The sequence below is a fragment of the Pseudomonas sp. ef1 genome (assembly GCF_007293365.2).
In the GTDB taxonomy this organism is placed as follows: Bacteria; Pseudomonadota; Gammaproteobacteria; order Pseudomonadales; family Pseudomonadaceae; genus Aquipseudomonas; species Aquipseudomonas siliginis.
This window is the reverse complement of record NZ_CM129815.1, coordinates 3,044,738-3,064,550: the sequence shown is the minus strand read 5'-3', so window position 1 is coordinate 3,064,550 and position 19,813 is coordinate 3,044,738. Positions and strand designations below refer to the sequence as shown.

Genomic DNA, 19,813 nt, shown 5'->3' with positions numbered 1-19,813 from the left:
ATGGTCATTGAGATGAGCACTGGCCTGATCCGCGGTTTGGGCACGGTTGTCGTGTTTGTAGCGTTCGTCGGCCTGACCTTGTGGGTGTTCAACCGCAAGCGCACCCCGGAATTCGCCGAAGCACGCCTGCTGCCGTTCGCCGACGAACCACTACCCGAAACAATTTCAGCCCCTGAAACAAGGAGTACCCGGCCATGACCACCTTCTGGAGTACGTGGATCTGCGTACTGACCATTGGCAGCCTGATCGGCCTGACCTGGTTGCTGATCGGCACGCGCCGGGGCGAGACCAAGGGCAGCGTCGACCAGACCATGGGCCACAGCTTCGACGGCATCGAGGAATACGACAATCCACTGCCGCAGTGGTGGTTCATGCTGTTCGCCGGCACGCTGGTGTTCTCGGTGGGTTATCTGATTCTCTATCCGGGCCTGGGCAACTGGAAAGGCATCCTGCCCGGCTATGAGGATGGCTGGACAGGCGTGCACGAATGGGAAAAGGAAATGAACAAGGCGGACGCCCGGTTCGGGCCGATCTTCGCCAAATTCGCGGCGATGCCGCTGGAAGAAGTGGCCAAGGATCCGCAGGCGCTGAAAATGGGCGGTCGTCTGTTCGCGTCCAATTGCTCGGTGTGCCACGGCTCGGATGCCAAGGGCGCGTTCGGCTTCCCTAACCTTGCCGACAGCGACTGGCGCTGGGGCGGCGATGCCGAGACGATCAAGACCACCATCATGGGCGGCCGCATGGCGGCTATGCCGGCCTGGGGCGAAGTGCTCGGTGAGGCCGGGGTGAAAAACGTTGCCGCCTACGTGCGCCACGAACTCGCCGGCCTGCCGCTACCTGCCGACAGCAAGGCAGACCTGCAAGCCGGGCAGCAGGCGTTCAGCACCACGTGCGTGGCTTGCCACGGCGCAACTGGCCAAGGCACCCCTGCCATGGGCGCACCGAATCTTACCCACCCGGCCGGCTTCATTTATGGCACCAGCCTGACCCAACTGGAGCAGACCATTCGCCATGGTCGTCAGGGGCATATGCCAGCGCAGAACGAATTGCTGGGCAACGATAAAGTGCAATTGCTCGCCGCTTATGTGTACAGCCTTTCGAAAAATGATGAGCAATTGAGCGGCAAGCTTCAAGCTGAAAGCTCCAAGTAAAAACAACATCCATGTATACAAATCTGCAGGCGACTTGTACCCACTTGTCGCTTGCAGCTTGCAGCTCGTAGCTGCTTCTTTTTGTCGCACCCCTCACGCCCTCTCCTTTCGGAACCCCGGATTCGGGTCTACGCTTCATCGAAGCGGACCGGCTGAAGTCGGTTTCCAGATCAATCCCGAACGATGCGCGCCGTGAACCGGTTGATGGATTCGCCGCAAACGCAGGTAGATAACGGCTGTTGCGCCGATTGCCCGCAATTTCCCGATCACGACCTGTGAACGGGCACCGTTGACGGCGATCCGGATTGCGAGCTTTTTACGCGCACTGCGACATTTTGTCAGAGGCCATTTTTGACCCTACGCGGCGCATGGAAAGGCCGCAGAATCAGCGTTGGAAAGCATTGACCCAGGTCATGGCGCGTTGCAATGACCCCCTGCTTTATACATACTTGCGGCCGATTTTATCCCTATAAAAATACCCAAACCGTGGAACCTTAGAATGAGCACAGCAATCAGTCCGACTGCTTATAACTATAAGGTAGTCCGCCAGTTCGCCATCATGACGGTGGTCTGGGGGATCCTTGGCATGGGGCTCGGTGTCTTCATCGCCTCGCAACTGGTCTGGCCGGAACTGAACTTCGGTCTGCCGTGGACGAGCTTTGGACGCTTGCGCCCGTTGCACACAAACCTGGTGATTTTCGCCTTCGGCGGTTGTGCACTGTTTGCCACTTCCTACTATGTCGTGCAGCGAACCTGCCAGACGCGACTGATTTCCGACAGCCTCGCGGCCTTCACCTTCTGGGGCTGGCAAGCGGTCATCGTCGGCGCAATCATTACCTTGCCGCTGGGTTACACCACCACCAAGGAATACGCCGAACTGGAATGGCCGATCGCGATTCTGCTGGCAATTGTCTGGGTCACTTACGGTCTGGTGTTCTTCGGCACCATCACCAAGCGCAAAACCAAGCACATCTATGTCGGCAACTGGTTCTACGGGGCGTTCATCGTGGTCACCGCGATGCTGCACATCGTCAACCACATGTCGCTGCCGGTCAGCCTGTTCAAGTCGTATTCGGCCTACTCCGGCGCCACTGACGCGATGATCCAGTGGTGGTACGGCCACAACGCGGTGGGCTTCTTCCTGACCACCGGTTTCCTCGGGATGATGTACTACTTCGTGCCGAAACAGGCCGAACGCCCGATCTACTCCTATCGTCTGTCGATCGTGCACTTCTGGGCGCTGATCACCCTGTACATCTGGGCCGGCCCGCACCACCTGCACTACACCGCCCTGCCGGACTGGGCGCAATCGCTGGGCATGGCGATGTCGATCATCCTCCTGGCGCCAAGCTGGGGCGGCATGATCAACGGCATGATGACCCTGTCGGGCGCCTGGCATAAATTGCGCACCGACCCGATCCTGCGCTTCCTCGTGGTATCGCTGGCGTTCTACGGCATGTCGACCTTCGAAGGGCCGATGATGGCGATCAAGACCGTCAACTCGCTCTCGCACTACACCGACTGGACCATCGGCCACGTCCACGCCGGCGCCCTCGGTTGGGTAGCAATGATCTCGATCGGCGCGATCTACCACATGATCCCGAAACTGTTCGGCCGCGCGCAGATGCACAGCACCGGGCTGATCAATGCGCACTTCTGGCTTGCGACCATCGGTACCGTGCTCTACATCGCGTCGATGTGGGTCAACGGCATCACCCAGGGCCTGATGTGGCGTGCAATCAACGATGACGGCACCCTCACCTACTCGTTCGTCGAAGCGCTGCAGGCCAGCCACCCGGGCTTCATCGTCCGCGCGCTGGGCGGTGCTTTCTTCGCCAGCGGCATGCTGCTGATGGCTTACAACGTGTACCGCACCGTACGTGCGTCGGATCCGGTTGAAGCCGAAGCCGCCGCCAAGATTGCCGTCGTTGGAGCTCACTGATGAAGCATGAAGCTGTCGAGAAGAATATTGGCCTGCTGGCCTTCTTCATGGTCATCGCCGTCAGCGTTGGTGGCCTGACCCAAATTGTTCCGCTGTTCTTCCAGGACGTCACCAACAAGCCGGTCGAGGGCATGAAGCCACGTTCGGCGCTGGAACTGGAAGGCCGCGACGTCTACATCGCCAACGGTTGTGTCGGCTGCCACTCGCAGATGATCCGCCCGTTCCGCGCTGAAACCGAACGCTACGGCCACTATTCGGTTGCCGGTGAAAGCGTCTGGGATCACCCGTTCCTGTGGGGTTCCAAACGTACCGGTCCGGACCTGGCCCGCGTGGGCGGTCGTTACTCCGATGACTGGCAACGTGCGCACTTGTACAACCCGCGCAACGTGGTCCCCGAGTCGAAAATGCCGGCTTACCCGTTCCTCGTGGAAAACAAGCTCGACGGCAAGGAAACCGCGAAAAAAATGGAAGTCTTGCGCACCCTCGGCGTGCCGTACACCGACGAAGACATCGCCGGTGCACAGGATGCCGTGAAGGGCAAAACCGAAATGGACGCGCTGGTGGCCTATCTGCAAGGCCTGGGCACCATCATCAAAAGCAAACGGTGAATCTGATGGATATCGGGATGATTCGAGGCCTGGGCACCGTTGTCGTGATGGTGGCCTTCATCGGTCTGGCCTTGTGGGTGTTCAGCCCCAAGCGCAAGTCGGAATTCGACGATGCGACCATGCTGCCTTTTGCCGATGATCCCGAAGCCATCAAGCACGTCGAGCAAGCTTCTAGGAGTAACAAAGAATGACTACATTCTGGAGTCTGTACGTCACAGTCCTCAGTCTCGGTACGATCTTCGCCCTGACCTGGCTGCTGCTGTCGACCCGCAAGGGCCAGCGCAGCGAACAGACGGACGAGACTGTCGGCCACTCCTTCGACGGGATCGAGGAGTACGACAACCCGCTGCCGAAATGGTGGTTCATGCTGTTCGTCGGCACCATCATTTTTGCCCTGGGTTATCTGGTGCTGTATCCGGGTCTGGGCAACTGGAAAGGTCTGCTGCCGGGCTACAACTATCTGGATACCGAGAAACAGACCGCGTTCGCTAACGGCCAGACCGGCTGGACCGGCGTCCACGAGTGGGAAAAGGAAATGGCCCGTTCGGACGCTCGCTTCGGTCCGATTTTCGCCAAGTTCGCGGCGATGCCGATCGAAGAAGTCGCCAAGGATCCGCAAGCACTGAAGATGGGCGGCCGTCTGTTCGCGTCCAACTGCTCGGTGTGCCACGGCTCCGACGCCAAGGGCGCCTATGGCTTCCCCAACCTGACCGACGCCGACTGGCGCTGGGGCGGTGAGCCGGAAACCATCAAGACCACCATCATGGGCGGCCGCCACGCGGTGATGCCGGCGTGGGCGGAAGTGATCGGTGAGCAAGGCGTGGCTGACGTAGCGGCCTTCGTGGTGACCAACCTCGACGGGCGCAAACTGCCGGAAGGCACCAAGGCCGACCCGGCCAACGGCCAGAAACTCTTCGCCGCCAACTGCGTGGCTTGCCACGGCCCTGCCGGTAAAGGCACGCCGGCCATGGGTGCGCCCGACCTGACCCATCCGGGCGCATTCATCTACGGCTCGAGCTTCGCGCAACTGCAGCAGACCATCCGCTACGGTCGTCAGGGCCAGATGCCTGCGCAGGAACAACTGCAGGGCAATGACAAGGTGCACCTGCTGGCGGCGTATGTTTACAGCCTGTCTCACGGTGAAAAAGCACCGGAGTCGAAGGCTGAGTAAGGCCAACGCTTGAAGCAAAAAAGGCCCCGCCAATCGGAATTGGCGGGGCCTTTTTTCATGCTCGCATTCATGATTCGAAACGCTTGCTTAATGGACCTCAGCTGCGATGCACGGTAGGTTTTTTCGCCCGATAAGCCTATCGGGTCCACTTCAAGGATGAAGCCCCAATGTCGAAAGATCACCAAAGCACACTGCAAAATCAGCCTCAACCCGGCTCTACCCATAGGGCAGGGTTCGAACGAACATCTGTGAAACCGTTACTCGAGGTATCGCAGCAAACCATGAACAGCCCCGGTAACGGTGGCGGACTCGACGGCCTCGGCGGCGGTAGATTGCTCTGACAAGGGCAGCAAAAACACCGAATTTACGCCCTGTATCCAGCGCCTCACGCCTTGGCGGGAGGCGCCTTCGCCGGTGCCCTTATGAAATTGACAAACCGATCGTCCCCGACCTGCCTTTCCAATTGCGGTGAAAACCTCAAAATAGTAACGTTCCTACATCAGAATTTCTGGAGGCCAAACATGATGGCCATCACCACCATTTCCAGCCGCGAGTTCAATCAGGACACCAGTGCAGCCAAAAAAGCCACGCGTCAAGGTCCAGTAATCATTACTGACCGAGGCAGGCCTGCCCACGTATTGCTCAGCATTGAGGAGTACCAGAAACTGACCGGTTGCGAGACCAGCATCGTTGAGCTGCTGGCGATGCCGAATGCGCTTGAAATCGAATTCGAACCCGAGCGCGCTGTCATCAATCCTCGCAGCGTGGACCTTTCCTGATGTTTCTACTGGATACCAATGTAGTTTCCGAGTTGCGGAAAAACCAAGCCGACAGGCATGTGGTGAAATGGGCAAACAGCGTTTCCCCAGCCAGCCTGTATCTATCTGCAATCACTGTGCTGGAACTGGAAACGGGCGTCCTGCGTATCGAACGTCGTGACCCTCCACAAGGCCAGCTGCTGCGCAACTGGCTGGAACATCACGTCAAACCGGCGTTCTCTGGAAGAATCCTGCCTGTCGATACCAGCGTCGCCACCCGGTGCGCACGATTGCATGTTCCCGACCGCAGCAGTGAATGCGACGCCTTGATCGCCGCCACCGCGCTTGTGCACGGGCTTACGCTGGTAACTCGCAACATTGCGGACTTTCAACTCAGCGGCGTCAATCTGATCAACCCATGGATCGCTGCGAATAACTGACTGCTGAACACCCCGCCCTATCACCGGCGGGGCTTTTTTCATGGGCGTTGGGCGAAGATTGAATGCACAACTGTGGTATCGATCAGCGTCCGTTCACGCCACTGGTTGTTCTTCACCAGATAGATCTGCAAATGCTTGCGATCCTCGGTGAAATTCGCAGTCAGGTAGGTTTGCTGAGAGGTGCTTCCGCTGAGATACATGGGGACGCTGCCTTCCCAGTAGGAACTTCCTCCCTCGGTATGCAGGTGGCCGGCGAACATGGCCGTCACCTGGTACTTGTTGACCATGTCATGGAAACGCTTCTTCTGCTCGGGGCTGCCCTGGTGCCGCAAGGGTTTATGCATATTGATAATGATGGCGTAGCCCGACGCTCGCGCCAGTCGCAGATCGGTCTCGAGCCAGTCCAGTGCGTCGTTGATTTCGAACGTTGTCGGGTTCAACGGATGAGCAATCCGGGCGGTATAGGTCGGCTCATTATTGAGCTGAACCATATGCACTTCGCCGATATTTTTCGAATAGGCGAGGCTACCGGAATACGTCCTGCTCAGAAAACCGTCAGTGATTTTCAGATCAAAGTTATCGACTTTACCTTCATGATGCTCTTTGAACTCGACAATACTTCCTGCAGCACAGTTATTGGTAAAGCAATCATCAACATTGTTTTCATAGTCGTGATTACCCAAGCCGTAAAGATATTCACCCTTGAAGTGCCTGTTCAGCGAATCCTTCATGAACGAGCGCTGCCAGCCATGACCAAAAGCGGTTATATCGCCATTGATCATCAAAGGAACCTGCGCTTGAGAGCCGTGTTGATTTCTGAATTCGGCAATGCTCGCAAGTTGGGTTTCAATCAGCCATTTCGAGCGCGCCGTGAATTCTGAATCCGATTCGGGCTCGCGGATATCGGTTTTGTCTGTCCATGGATATTGAGTATCCGAAGTAAAGACCATATGTTTCGGCATGCCAGTTGTAGCCTGAGCGGTAATAGCCGAAGCTACCAGACAAGCACCCATAAAGATGCTCATGAATTTATTCAAAGCCATGCTTGAAATTCCATTTCAATTAATTTTCGATACGCAAAAGAAGTTTCGCGCGAACAGAACTTATTCGAATACAGCGAAAACTTCAAAGCCTTCACCAACAACAATCGAGTGAATATATTTCAGACCCAACAACTTACAACATACGAATCAATAGAAACCCGTAGCGTCCGGCCTGACTTGTCGCCTGGACGAAAACAATCACGGGTGTTATTCAACTTGCGAAATCAACGGCAGTGGGTGAACAAACAATTGAAAGGATGAACTAGCCACTTCGGCAAAAGCGTCCATACTCAACAAGTCAATTGACCTGCGTCAGGCTTTTGCGCAATCGCTACACCATCCGCATTTTTTACCCAACGCGACCAAAGGTCGCACCCTTGAGCCAGAGCGGCAGGCGTATCATCGCGCTACTGCAACAGCCTTTTTGACCTCGGTTGGCACGTATCGACCGAGGCATTTTTCCACTGCCGTGGGATGCAATGATGAGCAATCAGATTCCGGTACACGACGTCACGCCACCGAGCAAGAACGCGAACAACAGCGTCGATCTTTATGCCTCGCGAGAAAAAATCTACACCCGGGCCTTCACCGGCTTGTTCCGCAATCTGCGGATGCTTGGCGGTGCGGCGTTGTTTCTGCTGTATTTCGGCACGGTGTGGCTGAACTGGGGCGGTCATCAGGCGGTGTGGTGGAACCTGCCGGAGCGCAAGTTCTTCATCTTCGGCGCGACTTTCTGGCCACAGGATTTCATCCTGCTCTCGGGCCTGTTGATCATTGCCGCGTTCGGCCTGTTCTTCATCACTGTCTATGCCGGGCGCGTCTGGTGCGGTTATACCTGCCCGCAGAGCGTGTGGACGTGGATTTTCATGTGGTGTGAAAAGGTCACCGAAGGCGACCGCAACCAGCGCATCAAGCTCGACAAGGCGCCGATGAGCGCCAACAAATTCCTGCGCAAGCTGGCCAAGCACTCGCTGTGGCTGCTGATCGGTTTCGTCACCGGCATGACCTTTGTCGGCTACTTCTCGCCGATCCGCGAACTGGTCATCGAGTTTTTCACCGGGCAGGCCGATGGCTGGTCGTATTTCTGGGTCGGTTTTTTCACCCTTGCCACGTACGGCAACGCCGGTTGGTTACGTGAGCAGGTGTGCATCTACATGTGCCCGTATGCGCGCTTCCAGAGCGTGATGTTCGACAAGGACACGCTGATCGTTTCCTACGACCCGCGCCGTGGCGAAAGCCGTGGGCCGCGCAAGAAAGGCATCGACTACAAGGCGCTGGGGCTGGGCGATTGCATCGATTGCACGATGTGCGTGCAGGTCTGCCCGACCGGCATCGACATCCGCGATGGCCTGCAGATCGAATGCATCGGCTGCGCGGCGTGCATCGACGCTTGCGACAGCATCATGGACAAGATGGATTACCCGCGCGGCCTGATCAGTTACACCACCGAACACAACCTCTCCGGGCAGAAAACCCATAAACTGCGACCGCGCCTGATCGGCTACGCCGTGGTGCTGCTGGCGATGATCAGCCTGTTGGTCGCCGCGTTCTTCATGCGTTCACTGGTCGGCTTCGACGTCAGCAAAGACCGCGTGCTGTACCGCGAAAACGCTGAAGGCCGGATCGAAAACGTCTACAGCCTGAAGATCATGAACAAGGATCAGCGCGACCACACTTACCTGCTGCAAGCCGAGGGTCTGCCGGACCTGCGCCTGCAAGGCAAGCGCGAGATCAAGGTTGCCGCCGGGGATATCGTCAGCATGCCGGTCGAGTTGTCCAGCGCACCGGAACAACTGCCATCGAGCACCAACGAGGTGAAATTCATCCTCAAGGACGCCGATGACAACAGCGTCCACGTTGAAGCCAAGAGCCGATTCATCGGCCCACAAATCCGTTGAGAGAATTTTGAACATGCCCGCTGCAAACGCCGCAAGTCCCTGGTACAAGCACCTCTGGCCGTGGATCATCATCGCGATTCTGGCCTGCTCGGTGGCCTTGACCCTGTCGATGGTGACCATCGCGGTGAACAACCCGGACAATCTGGTCAACGACAACTATTACGAAGCAGGCAAAGGCATCAACCGTTCACTGGATCGCGAGTTGCTGGCGCAAACCCTGAAGCTGCGTGCAGCGGTGCATCTGGATGATGTGACCGGGGAAGTCGACTTGCGCTTGAACGGTGACAGCCAGCCGCAAACTCTGGAACTGAACCTGATCTCGCCAACCCAGCCGGAGAAGGATCGCAAGATCGTGCTGACCCGCAGTGGCAGCGAGAGCGGGCGCTACATCGGCCAGCTAAGCGACAAGGTCGAAGGGCGACGGTTTGTCGAGTTGCTTGGCAGCCAGGATGAGCACGTGTGGCGCATGTTTGAAGAAGAGCTGGTCAGCCATGACAAGGAGCTGCTGCTGGGTGATGAGCCATTGCAGGGTGCCGAAGACCTGAAAAACTAAGCCTTAATCTGATCGTTCCCATGCCTTGCGTGGGAACGCAGCCAGGGACGCTCCGCGTCCCGGCCGAAGCGGACGCGGAGCGTCCGGGGAGGCATTCCCACGCGGAGCGTGGGAACGATCATCGGAACGCGCACCATGACTACCCCAATTCCCTGCTACCACTGCGCCCTGCCCGTCCCGTCCGGCAGCCGCTTCACCGCCGTCGTCCTCGGGCAGGCCCGCGAGTTCTGCTGCCCGGGCTGTCAGGCGGTGGCCGAAGCCATTGTCGCCGGGGGGCTGGAAAGTTATTACCAGCATCGCAGCGAAGCGTCGGCCAATCCCGAAGCGCTGCCGGTGCAACTGACTGATGAACTGGCGCTGTACGACCGCGCCGACGTGCAGCAGCCCTTCGTGCGCCACGAAGGCGATCTGGCTGAAACCACGCTGTTGATGGAAGGCATCAGTTGCGCCGCCTGCGGCTGGCTCATCGAGAAACACCTGCGCACCCTGCCCGCCGTCGCCGAAGCGCGATTGAACCTGTCCAACCATCGCTTGCACGTGCGTTGGGCCGACGCACAATTGCCGCTGAGCCAGATCCTCGCCGAGCTGCGCCACATCGGTTACGCCGCCCACCCGTACCAGGCCGACCGCGCCAGCGAACAGCTGGCCAGTGAGAATCGCCTGGCCCTGCGCCAGCTCGGCGTCGCCGGGTTGCTGTGGTTTCAGGCGATGATGGCGACCATGGCTACCTGGCCGGAATTCAACATCGACCTCAGTCCCGAGCTGCACACGATCCTGCGCTGGGTCGCGCTGTTTCTGACCACACCCATCGTGTTCTACAGCTGCGCGCCGTTCTTCAAAGGCGCGATGCGCGATTTGCGTACGCGCCACCTGACCATGGACGTTTCTGTTTCACTGGCGATCGGCAGCGCTTATATCGCCGGGATCTGGACATCGATCACCGGGGTCGGCGAGCTGTACTTCGATGCGGTCGGCATGTTCGCGCTGTTTTTGCTCGCCGGGCGTTATCTGGAACGCCGCGCCCGCGAACGCACCGCTGCTGCCACCGCACAGCTGGTCAACCTGTTGCCCGCCTCGTGCCTGCGCCTGGATAGCGATGGCCAGAGCGAACGCATCCTGCTCAGCGAGTTGCGTGTGGGCGAGCGGATTCTGGTGCAGCCGGGCTCGATTCTGCCGGCTGACGGCAAGATCATCGACGGTCAGTCGAGCATCGACGAATCGCTGCTGACTGGCGAATACCTGCCGCAGCCACGCACGCTGGGCGATGCGGTAACAGCGGGGACACTTAACGTCGAAGGCGCATTGACCGTCGAAGTGCAGGCGCTGGGACAGGACACGCGTCTCTCCGCGATCGTGCGCCTGCTCGACCGCGCTCAGGCGGAGAAACCGCGTCTGGCCGAAATCGCCGACCGCGCCGCGCAATGGTTCCTGCTGCTGTCGCTGATTGCGGCGGCAGTGATCGGCGTGCTGTGGTGGCAGCTGGACTCAGCGCGGGCGTTCTGGATCGTCCTCGCCATGCTGGTGGCGACCTGCCCGTGCGCGCTGTCGCTGGCGACGCCGACCGCCCTCACCGCCGCCACCGGCACCCTGCACAAACTCGGCCTGCTGCTGACACGCGGCCATGTGCTGGAGGGCTTGAACCAGATCGACACGGTGATTTTCGACAAGACCGGCACGCTCACCGAAGGCCGCTTGGTGCTGCGCTCGATTCGCCCGCTCGGCGCGCTCGACAGCGAGCAATGCCTGAGCCTCGCCGCTGCGCTGGAAAACCGCTCGGAACACCCGATCGCCCGCGCTTTCGGGCGTGCGCCGCTGGCCGCCGAGGACGTACACAGCACACCGGGGCTGGGCCTGGAAGGCGTGGTCGGTGAGCAACGCTTGCGCATCGGTCAGGCGCCGTTCGCCTGTGCCCTGAGCGGCGCGGCGCTGCCGTCAATGCCTGATGAAGCCGGACAATGGTTGCTGCTCGCCGACACTCAGGGGCCGCTGGCATGGTTCGTCCTCGACGATCGCCTGCGTGACGACGCCCCCGCCCTGCTCGCGGCCTGCAAAGCCCGGGGCTGGCGCACCTTGCTGTTGTCCGGCGACAGTTCGCCGATGGTCGCCAGTGTCGCCGCCGAACTGGGCATCGACGAGGCCCGTGGCGGCTTGCGCCCCGATGACAAACTGCAAGTGCTGCAACAACTGCACAAGGAAGGGCGCAAGGTGCTGATGCTCGGCGACGGCGTCAATGACGTGCCGGTGCTGGCTGCGGCCGATATCAGCGTGGCCATGGGCTCGGCCACCGATCTGGCGAAAACCAGCGCCGATGCAGTGTTGCTGTCCAATCGCCTTGACGCTCTGGTGCAAGCCTTCACGCTGGCGCGACGCACGCGCCGGGTAATCATCGAAAACCTGCTGTGGGCGGCGCTGTACAATGGCCTCATGTTGCCGTTCGCCGCCCTCGGCTGGATCACTCCGGTGTGGGCGGCGGTCGGCATGTCGATCAGTTCCCTGACCGTGGTGCTCAACGCCCTGCGCCTGACTCGCCTGCCGAGCGCGCCGGCCGCCGGCAGCCCGACACAAACCCGCCCGCTGCCGGCCTGAGCCGCGCGGGCCTGGAGTTACCGATGCCAGCTCTCTATGTGATGATTCCCGCTGCCTTGCTCATCGTCGCCATCGCCGTGTACATCTTCTTCTGGGCGGTGGACAGCGGTCAGTACGACGACCTCGACGGCCCGGCACACAGCATCCTTTTTGACGATCAGGACCCCAACCACACCGCTGGGGTGGACGAAGCCAACGCCGGCAAACCGGACGACAAGGCGCCACCCCATGCTTGAACTGGCGCCCCTGCTGGTCTCGGCGCTGATCCTCGGCCTGCTCGGTGGCGGCCACTGTCTGGGCATGTGCGGCGGCCTGATGGGCGCGCTGACCCTGGCGATCCCCAAGGAGCAGCGCAGCCGGCGCTTTCGCCTGTTACTGGCGTACAACCTCGGGCGGATTCTCAGTTATGCCACGGCGGGACTGCTCATCGGTCTGGCCGGCTGGGCCGTCGCCAACAGCCCGGCGGCGCTGTTCATGCGCGTGCTGGCCGGTTTGCTGCTGATCGCCATGGGTTTGTACCTGGCCGGCTGGTGGAGCGGGCTCACCCGTATCGAAGCGCTCGGGCGTGGCTTGTGGCGTTTTATTCAACCAGTGGCGAATCGCTTGCTGCCGGTTTCCAGCCTGCCGCGTGCCTTGCTGCTCGGTGCGCTGTGGGGGTGGCTGCCGTGCGGACTGGTTTACAGCACCTTGCTGTGGAGCGCGAGTCAGGGCAATGCGCTGGACAGTGCGTTGCTGATGCTCGCTTTCGGCCTCGGCACCTGGCCGGTGCTGCTCGCCACCGGGCTGGCGGCTGAACGGGTGACCGCGATCTTGCGCAAACGCAGCGTGCGCATGGCCGGCGGTTTGTTGGTGATTCTGTTTGGCTTATGGACCCTTCCCGGCCCGCATCAGCATTGGCTCATGGGCCATTAAAAACAAAAGATCGCAGCCTTCGCCAGCTCCTACAGGAGGTCGCATTCCAAGGTAGGAGCTGCCGAAGGCTGCGATCTTTTGACCTTGTGCTGTTGATGCAAATCAACAGCCCCATCGCCGCCCCCCGATAGACTCGCCACACTGCCAGCCTATCCGGGAGAATGCCCGCATGCTCGACGCCATTCGTTGGGACTCTGATCTGATCCGCCGCTACGATCTGGCGGGGCCACGCTACACCTCATATCCGACCGCCGTGCAATTTCACGGTCAGGTCGGCACTTTCGACCTGTTCCACGCCCTGCGCGACAGCCGTAAGGCCCAGCGGCCGTTGTCGCTGTACGTGCATGTGCCGTTCTGCGCGAACATTTGCTACTACTGCGCCTGCAACAAGGTCATCACCAAGGATCGCGGTCGCGCGCAGCCGTATCTGCAACGGCTCGAGCAGGAAATCCAGTTGATTGCCTGCCACCTCGACCCGGCGCAAACCGTCGAGCAGCTGCATTTCGGTGGCGGCACGCCGACCTTTCTCAGCCACGACGAATTGCGCCAGCTGATGGCGCACCTGCGCAAGCATTTCAATTTGCTCAACGATGACTCGGGCGATTACGGCATTGAAATCGACCCGCGCGAGGCTGACTGGTCGACCATGGGCCTGCTGCGGGAACTGGGTTTCAACCGGGTCAGCATTGGCCTGCAGGATCTTGACCCGGCGGTGCAGCGCGCGGTCAATCGCCTGCAAAGCCTGGAAGAAACCCGCGCGGTGATCGATGCGGCGCGAACCCTGCAATTCCGCTCGATCAACATCGATCTGATTTATGGCCTGCCCAAGCAGACACCCGACAATTTCGCCCGCACCGTCGAGGAAGTGATCAGCCTGCAACCGGATCGCCTCTCGGTATTCAACTACGCGCACCTGCCAGAACGCTTCATGCCCCAGCGGCGAATCAACAGCAGCGAACTGCCGAGCCCGGCGCACAAGCTGGAAATGCTCCAGCGCACCATCGAGCAACTGACCGCTGCCGGCTACCGCTACATCGGCATGGACCACTTCGCCCTGCCCGATGACGAACTGGCGATTGCCCAGGAAGAGCACACCCTGCAACGCAACTTCCAGGGTTACACCACCCACGGCCATTGCGACCTGATTGGCCTGGGCGTGTCGGCGATCAGCCAGATCGGCGATCTGTACTGCCAGAACAGCAGCGACCTCACTGCCTATCAGAACAGCCTGGCCAGCGCGCAGCTGGCGACCAGTCGCGGTCTGGTGTGCAACGCCGACGACCGCTTGCGCCGCGCAGTGATTCAGCAGTTGATCTGCAATTTCAAACTCGAGTTCGCCGAGATCGAGCAGCAGTTCAACATCGATTTTCAAGGCTACTTCGGCGCGCTCTGGCCGCAGTTGCAAGGTATGGCCGAGGATGGCCTGATCAGACTCGAGTGCGAGCGCATCGAGGTGTTGCCAGCGGGCCGATTGCTGGTGCGCTCGGTGTGCATGGTTTTCGATGCGTACCTGGAGCAGCAGAACCGCCAGCGTTTCTCGCGGGTGATTTAAGGCTTGGTCAGCAACGAGCCGACTTTGAGGTTCTGGTCAGGATTGAGCGCCGACTGGTTCATGACTTTCGACAGGGCGAGGTTGGCGGTGATCAGGCCACTGTTGAGGGCGGCAATGGCGCCCCGCAGTGCGGCGAGCTTGTTGATCTTTTCCTCGGTGGAGAGGGTTCTGTCTGACATGACCGCCGCCATGCGCGCTTTTTTCTCGATGATTTCTTTTTGAATCTTGCGAATCATCTTCAGCAACTGTTGGATGTTCTCCGGTAAGCCACTGTTGTCGATGTCACTGTTTTCGCCACCGACAGCGGCGGATTTGGCGATGGCCGCGCCGGACAGCGACACTTTGACGCCCTCGACCAAGGTCGGGGTTGCCGTGTGCGACAAGTCTTCATCGCGATCGATTGCAGCGTCGGGAGCGGTTACCTCCGGCGAAGCAGCAATGCCGCTGCTGCCGGGGCTTAGCGTACCAATGGCGTTCATCGGGGCCTTCCTTGGTTGAGTGCTGATAGCGGGTTATCGGCCGCCGGTGCTGCGGCTTTATGTCTGTAGGACAACGCCGCCACGTGCTGGCCTGAATGTCCTCCCGTGGGTTACCCTTACGGCTTATGTGTGTTTTCCCACAAGGATTGAAGAAATGTCCGAGCCAGTCAAACTGCGCGCTCACAACCAGGCCCATTGCAAGGATTGCAGCCTGGCCCCGCTCTGCCTGCCACTTTCTCTGAATCTGGAAGACATGGATGCGCTCGACGAAATCGTTAAACGCGGCCGCCCGCTGAAGAAGGGCGAATTCCTGTTCCGCCAGGGCGACACCTTTGATTCCGTTTATGCAGTCCGCTCTGGTGCCCTGAAGACTTTCAGCCTGAGCGATGCCGGCGAAGAACAGCTGACCGGCTTCCACCTGCCGAGCGAACTGGTCGGCCTGTCGGGCATGGACACCGAAAAACACCCGGTCTCGGCCCAGGCGCTGGAAACCACTTCGGTCTGCGAAATCCCCTTCGAGCGCCTCGACGAACTGGCCCTGCAATTGCCGCAACTGCGCCGCCAGTTGATGCGGGTGATGAGTCGCGAGATTCGTGACGACCAGCAAATGATGCTGCTGCTGTCGAAGAAAACCGCTGACGAGCGCATCGCTACTTTCCTGGTCAACCTGTCGGCACGCTTCCGCGCTCGCGGCTTCTCGGCCAACCAGTTCCGCCTGAGCATGTCGCGCAATGAAATCGGTAACTACCTGGGCCTGGCGGTGGAAACCGTGTCGCGGGTGTTCACCCGTTTCCAGCAGAACGAGCTGATTGCCGCCGAGGGCAAGGAGATCCATATCCTCGACCCGATCCAGCTGTGCGCGTTGGCCGGCGGTTCGATCGAAGGCTGATCACGACCCGCGGTTGAGCGAATCGTTTCAGCCGCGGGTATACTGCGCCGTTTGCAGCCCTGCCAGGACACCCCGATGGTCTTCGACTCCTTCGACATCAAATCCCTGATCCGCCCCGTGATCGACTTCCCGAAACCGGGCGTGATCTTTCGCGACATCACCCCGCTGTTCCAGTCGCCGACGGCCCTTCGCCTGGTGATGGACAGCTTCGCCCATCGCTACGTCGAAGCCGACTTCACCCACATCGGCGCCATGGATGCCCGTGGTTTTCTGATCGGTTCGGTACTGGCCTATCAGTTGAACAAGCCGCTGGTGCTGTTCCGCAAGCAAGGCAAACTGCCGGCGGACGTACTGGCCGAAGGTTACGCCACCGAGTACGGCGAAGCGTTTCTGGAAGTGCACGCCGACAGCCTGTGTGAAGGCGATTCGGTGGTGATGTTCGATGACCTGATCGCTACCGGCGGCACGCTGATCGCAGCAGCCAACCTGATTCGCCGCATGGGCGCGCGGGTGCATGAAGCGGCGGCGATCATTGATCTGCCGGAGCTGCAAGGCTCGCAGCGCTTGCAGGACATGGGCATTCCGACGTTTTGCCTGACGCAGTTTGCGTTGACCGATAAATAAACAGCGTCTGACAGGCCGCTTTCGCGAGCAGGCTCGCTCCCACAGGGGAATGCATTTCAACTGTGGGAGCGAGCCTGCTCGCGAAGGGGCCGGCAGCTACACCGCAGGACTTAGAGCCCCATCTGCTTGCTGATGATTTCGTTCATCACTTCCCGCGTTCCGCCGCCAATCGACAGAATGCGGTTATCCCGATACAGCCGCTCCACCAGGCTTTCACGCATGTAACCGAGCCCGCCGAGAATCTGCACGGCTTCGGTGGTGATCCGGTCCGAGGTGTCGGTGGCGAAGTTCTTCGCCATGGAAATCTCCTTGATCACGCTCTGCCCCGCCGCCATTTTTGCCGCTTGCCGGTAAGTGAACTCCCGCGACACTTCCAGCGCTGTGGCCATTTCGGCGAGGCGATGTTTGATCACCTGAAACTTGCCGATGGGTTTGCCAAATGCCTCACGCTCGCGCGCCCACTTCAGGCTCTCCTCCAGCGCCAATTGCGCCGTCATGTTGGCCATCAGCGCCAGCGCCAGGCGTTCGCTCTGAAAATTGCCCATAATGCAGGCGAAGCCCATGTTCTCCGCGCCGATCAGGTTGCCTGCCGGCACGCGGCAATCGTCGAAGAACAATTCAGCCGTGTCCGACGCCCACCAGCCCATTTTCTTCAACTGCCTACCGACACTGAACCCCGGCGCGCCCTTCTCGATCAGCAACAAACTGATGCCGCCAAACCCCGGCGCACCGGTACGCACCGCGACCGTGTAGAAGTCCGCGCGAACGCCGCTGGTGACAAAGGTCTTGCTGCCGCTGACCCGGTAGAAGTCGCCGTCACGCACGGCGCGGGTTTGCAGGTTGGCGACGTCGGAGCCGCCGCCGGGCTCGGTCACCGCCAGGGCGCTGATTTTCTCACCGCTGAGCACTTGGGGGACGACCCGCTCTCGCACTTCAGGCCGCGCCCATTTGACGATCGGCGGCAAACCGATATCCAGCGACCCCAGCCCCGCCACCAGCCCGCCTGAGCCACAGCGCATCAACTCTTCACTGGCAGCAACCTTGGCGAACAGATCGCCTTCATGGCTGCCGCCGAGCGCCTCGGGATAGCCGATACCGAGAATGCCCGCCGCACCGGCCTTGAGGTACAGCTCACGGGGAAAGCTTTCGGCTTCTTCCCACTGATCGATGTCCGGCAGGATCTCGCGTTCGACAAAACGTCTGACGCTGTCGCGGACCAATTGGTGGCTGGGGTCGAAGTATTCCTGAAAGGCAGGCATGGGCGAGCTCCACGGAAGGGTTCGCCGACGTTAACCGAGCGCTTGCTTGGTATTCAAGATGCAGAAGATCAAAAGATCGCAGCCTTCGGCAGCTCCTACATTGGAATGCGTTCCCTGTAGGAGCTGCCGAAGGCTGCGATCTTTTGATTTTTAGAGGGAAATCGGTTTACGCCCGGCAAACGAATGCGCCAGCGTGCCGCCGTCGACCAGCTCCAGCTCACCGCCCAACGGTACGCCGTGGGCAATCCGCGAGGCGACCAGGCCTTTGTTGTTGAGCAACTGCGCGATGTAGTGCGCCGTCGCCTCGCCTTCCACTGTCGGGTTGGTGGCGAGGATGACTTCGGTAAAGGTCCCCGCCTCTTCAATCCGCGCCATCAATTGCGGAATACCGATCGCTTCCGGCCCCAGGCCATCCAGCGGCGACAAATGCCCCTTGAGCACGAAATAGCGGCCACGGAAGCCGGTCTGCTCCACCGCATAAACGTCCATCGGCCCTTCGACCACGCAGAGCAGCGTGTCATCGCGGCGTGGGTCGGCGCATTGCGGGCACAGATCGTCCTCGGTCAGCGTGCGGCACTGGCGACAATGGCCGACGCCTTCCATGGCCTGGCTCAAGGCCTGGGCCAGACGGGTACCACCGCTGCGATCACGTTCGAGCAACTGCAACGCCATGCGCTGAGCGGTTTTCTGACCCACGCCTGGCAAGGTGCGCAGAGCGTCGATCAGTTGGCGAATCAAAGGGCTGAAGCTCATGGGTAAACAGTCCGACTAAACAACGAGACGCGGTTTATACCCGCGCCTCTGGCCAGCGTCAAATCCTCAGTCCTGGGCGACCCGGACCACCAGTTTGCCGAAGTTGCGCCCTTCCAGCAGACCGATGAACGCCTCGGGCGCCTGCTCCAGGCCTTCGACCACGTCCTCGCGGAACTTCACCTTGCCGTCGCGTACCCACGGCACCATGTGGCTGATGAATTCCGGCTGACGATCACCGTAATCGTCGAAGACGATGAAGCCCTGAATCCGTACACGCTTGGTGAGCAAAGTGCGTTGCAGCATCGGCAAACGATCCGGGCCGGTCGGCGCCTCGGCGGCGTTGTAGCCGGCGATCAGGCCGCACAACGGGATGCGCGCCTTGGGGTTGAGCAACGGCAAGACCGCGTCGAAGACATGGCCGCCGACGTTCTCGTAGTAAATGTCGATGCCGTTGGGACAGGCCTTGGCCAGTTGTTCGGCGAAGTCATCGGCCTTGTGGTCGATGCAGGCATCAAAACCCAGCTCCTCGACCACGTATTTGCACTTCTCGGCACCACCAGCCACGCCGACCGCGCGCAGGCCTTTGATCTTCGCCACTTGCCCGACCACCGAGCCGACGGCACCGGACGCCGCAGCCACTACCAGGGTTTCGCCCTCTTTCGGCTGGCCGATGTCCATCAGGCCCATGTACGCGGTCATGCCCGGCATGCCCAGTACGCCGAGGGCCATCGACGGGCTCGGCAGGCCGGCCGGGATCGGCATGATGTTGCGGCCGTCGCTGATGCTGTGGCTCTGCCAACCGGTGGCGCCAACCACCAGATCACCTACGTGGAATTTCGGATGATTGGACTGCTCGACCCGGCTGACCGCACCACCGGTCATGACTTCGCCGATTTGCACTGGCGCAGCGTAGGACGGTGCGTCGCTCATGCGCCCGCGCATGTACGGGTCGAGAGAGAGGTACAGGGTTTTCAGCAGGACTTGACCGTCCTGCAGATCGGGCAATGCCTCGCGCTCCAGACGGAAGTTCTCCGGGGTCGGCGCGCCGCTCGGGCGCGAGGCGAGGACGAAGCGTTGATTGAGGGTGAGAGGGTCGGACATGTCAGCGTCTCCTGTGAATGGGGAATTCGGTGTATAGGGAGCAGACCTTGGTAGCGGTGGTGTGTTCGATGTTTCTTCAGATGGACCGAGGCGC

General features: G+C 60.3%; 21 protein-coding genes. 16 read left to right on the top strand and 5 right to left on the bottom strand.

Annotated elements, in window-relative coordinates; translation table 11 throughout:
- The 8 genes from FEE99_RS13975 (at position 1) to FEE99_RS13940 (ending at position 6,070) form a co-directional block, all read left to right on the top strand.
- Complete coding sequence (locus tag FEE99_RS13975; protein ID WP_041479081.1) at positions 1-198, top strand: cbb3-type cytochrome oxidase subunit 3; 198 nt, start codon at positions 1-3, stop codon at positions 196-198.
- Positions 195-1,151: a cytochrome-c oxidase, cbb3-type subunit III gene (gene ccoP / locus FEE99_RS13970; RefSeq protein ID WP_041479082.1), complete on the top strand. Its 957-nt coding sequence runs from the start codon at positions 195-197 to the stop codon at positions 1,149-1,151. Before FEE99_RS13975 ends, ccoP (FEE99_RS13970) begins: the two co-directional genes overlap by 4 nt.
- 499 nt (positions 1,152-1,650) lie before the next feature.
- Positions 1,651-3,093 carry a cytochrome-c oxidase, cbb3-type subunit I gene (ccoN, locus tag FEE99_RS13965; RefSeq protein ID WP_024012334.1) on the top strand — a complete coding sequence of 481 codons (1,443 nt, stop codon included), beginning with the start codon at positions 1,651-1,653 and terminating at the stop codon, positions 3,091-3,093.
- Complete coding sequence (gene ccoO / locus FEE99_RS13960) at positions 3,093-3,701, top strand: cytochrome-c oxidase, cbb3-type subunit II (RefSeq protein WP_007917161.1); 609 nt, start codon at positions 3,093-3,095, stop codon at positions 3,699-3,701. Before ccoN ends, ccoO begins: the two co-directional genes overlap by 1 nt.
- A 5-nt stretch (positions 3,702-3,706) precedes the next feature.
- Complete coding sequence (locus tag FEE99_RS13955) at positions 3,707-3,892, top strand: CcoQ/FixQ family Cbb3-type cytochrome c oxidase assembly chaperone (RefSeq protein WP_016775513.1); 186 nt, start codon at positions 3,707-3,709, stop codon at positions 3,890-3,892.
- On the top strand, positions 3,889-4,872 hold the full coding sequence (ccoP, locus tag FEE99_RS13950; RefSeq protein ID WP_041479083.1) for a cytochrome-c oxidase, cbb3-type subunit III: 984 nt from the start codon (positions 3,889-3,891) through the stop codon (positions 4,870-4,872). The genes FEE99_RS13955 and ccoP (FEE99_RS13950) overlap by 4 nt, the downstream gene beginning before the upstream one ends.
- A gap of 524 nt (positions 4,873-5,396) precedes the next feature.
- Positions 5,397-5,651, top strand: a complete 255-nt coding sequence (locus tag FEE99_RS13945) for a type II toxin-antitoxin system Phd/YefM family antitoxin (RefSeq protein ID WP_041479165.1) — start codon at positions 5,397-5,399, stop codon at positions 5,649-5,651.
- Positions 5,651-6,070, top strand: a complete 420-nt coding sequence (locus FEE99_RS13940; RefSeq protein ID WP_041479085.1) for a type II toxin-antitoxin system VapC family toxin — start codon at positions 5,651-5,653, stop codon at positions 6,068-6,070. The genes FEE99_RS13945 and FEE99_RS13940 overlap by 1 nt, the downstream gene beginning before the upstream one ends.
- A gap of 38 nt (positions 6,071-6,108) precedes the next feature.
- Here FEE99_RS13940 and FEE99_RS13935 read toward each other — a convergent pair whose 3' ends face one another.
- Entirely contained in the window at positions 6,109-7,113 is a 1,005-nt protein-coding gene (locus tag FEE99_RS13935) for a metallophosphoesterase family protein (RefSeq protein ID WP_041479086.1), read from the bottom strand.
- A 482-nt stretch (positions 7,114-7,595) separates the two neighbouring features.
- On the opposite strand from FEE99_RS13935, the gene ccoG reads away from it, so the two are divergent.
- From ccoG to hemN, 6 genes are all read left to right on the top strand, one after another.
- On the top strand, positions 7,596-9,011 hold the full coding sequence (gene ccoG / locus FEE99_RS13930; protein WP_041479087.1) for a cytochrome c oxidase accessory protein CcoG: 1,416 nt from the start codon (positions 7,596-7,598) through the stop codon (positions 9,009-9,011).
- 13 nt (positions 9,012-9,024) lie between these two features.
- Entirely contained in the window at positions 9,025-9,564 is a 540-nt protein-coding gene (locus tag FEE99_RS13925) for a FixH family protein (RefSeq protein WP_041479088.1), read from the top strand.
- Between the two features lie 135 nt (positions 9,565-9,699).
- A complete protein-coding gene (locus FEE99_RS13920; RefSeq protein ID WP_041479089.1) occupies positions 9,700-12,150 on the top strand; it encodes a heavy metal translocating P-type ATPase in 2,451 nt (816 codons plus the stop codon).
- 23 nt (positions 12,151-12,173) lie between these two features.
- Positions 12,174-12,386: a cbb3-type cytochrome oxidase assembly protein CcoS gene (gene ccoS / locus FEE99_RS13915; RefSeq protein WP_041479090.1), complete on the top strand. Its 213-nt coding sequence runs from the start codon at positions 12,174-12,176 to the stop codon at positions 12,384-12,386.
- Positions 12,379-13,062 (top strand): sulfite exporter TauE/SafE family protein, encoded by a 684-nt coding sequence (locus tag FEE99_RS13910; protein WP_041479091.1) that lies wholly within the window; start codon positions 12,379-12,381, stop codon positions 13,060-13,062. The genes ccoS and FEE99_RS13910 overlap by 8 nt, the downstream gene beginning before the upstream one ends.
- 169 nt (positions 13,063-13,231) lie before the next feature.
- A complete protein-coding gene (gene hemN, locus FEE99_RS13905) occupies positions 13,232-14,614 on the top strand; it encodes an oxygen-independent coproporphyrinogen III oxidase (RefSeq protein WP_041479093.1) in 1,383 nt (460 codons plus the stop codon).
- Here hemN and FEE99_RS13900 read toward each other — a convergent pair.
- Complete coding sequence (locus tag FEE99_RS13900; protein ID WP_041479094.1) at positions 14,611-15,093, bottom strand: hypothetical protein; 483 nt, start codon at positions 15,091-15,093, stop codon at positions 14,611-14,613. The two genes, hemN and FEE99_RS13900, sit on opposite strands and share 4 nt — an antisense overlap.
- A 154-nt stretch (positions 15,094-15,247) precedes the next feature.
- On the opposite strand from FEE99_RS13900, the gene fnr reads away from it, so the two are divergent.
- Positions 15,248-15,982: a fumarate/nitrate reduction transcriptional regulator Fnr gene (fnr, locus tag FEE99_RS13895; protein WP_016773865.1), complete on the top strand. Its 735-nt coding sequence runs from the start codon at positions 15,248-15,250 to the stop codon at positions 15,980-15,982.
- 75 nt (positions 15,983-16,057) lie between these two features.
- Entirely contained in the window at positions 16,058-16,606 is a 549-nt protein-coding gene (locus tag FEE99_RS13890) for an adenine phosphoribosyltransferase (protein ID WP_024012326.1), read from the top strand.
- A gap of 110 nt (positions 16,607-16,716) precedes the next feature.
- On the opposite strand, the gene FEE99_RS13885 is transcribed toward FEE99_RS13890, so the two are convergent.
- The 3 genes from FEE99_RS13885 to FEE99_RS13875 all read right to left on the bottom strand — a co-directional run bounded on the left by FEE99_RS13885 (position 16,717) and on the right by FEE99_RS13875 (position 19,719).
- Positions 16,717-17,865: an acyl-CoA dehydrogenase family protein gene (locus tag FEE99_RS13885; protein ID WP_041479096.1), complete on the bottom strand. Its 1,149-nt coding sequence runs from the start codon at positions 17,863-17,865 to the stop codon at positions 16,717-16,719.
- 150 nt (positions 17,866-18,015) lie between these two features.
- On the bottom strand, positions 18,016-18,618 hold the full coding sequence (gene recR / locus FEE99_RS13880) for a recombination mediator RecR (RefSeq protein ID WP_016773861.1): 603 nt from the start codon (positions 18,616-18,618) through the stop codon (positions 18,016-18,018).
- Positions 18,619-18,684: 66 nt separating this feature from the next.
- Positions 18,685-19,719 (bottom strand): NADP-dependent oxidoreductase, encoded by a 1,035-nt coding sequence (locus FEE99_RS13875; RefSeq protein WP_041479097.1) that lies wholly within the window; start codon positions 19,717-19,719, stop codon positions 18,685-18,687.
- Positions 19,720-19,813 lie beyond the last annotated feature (94 nt).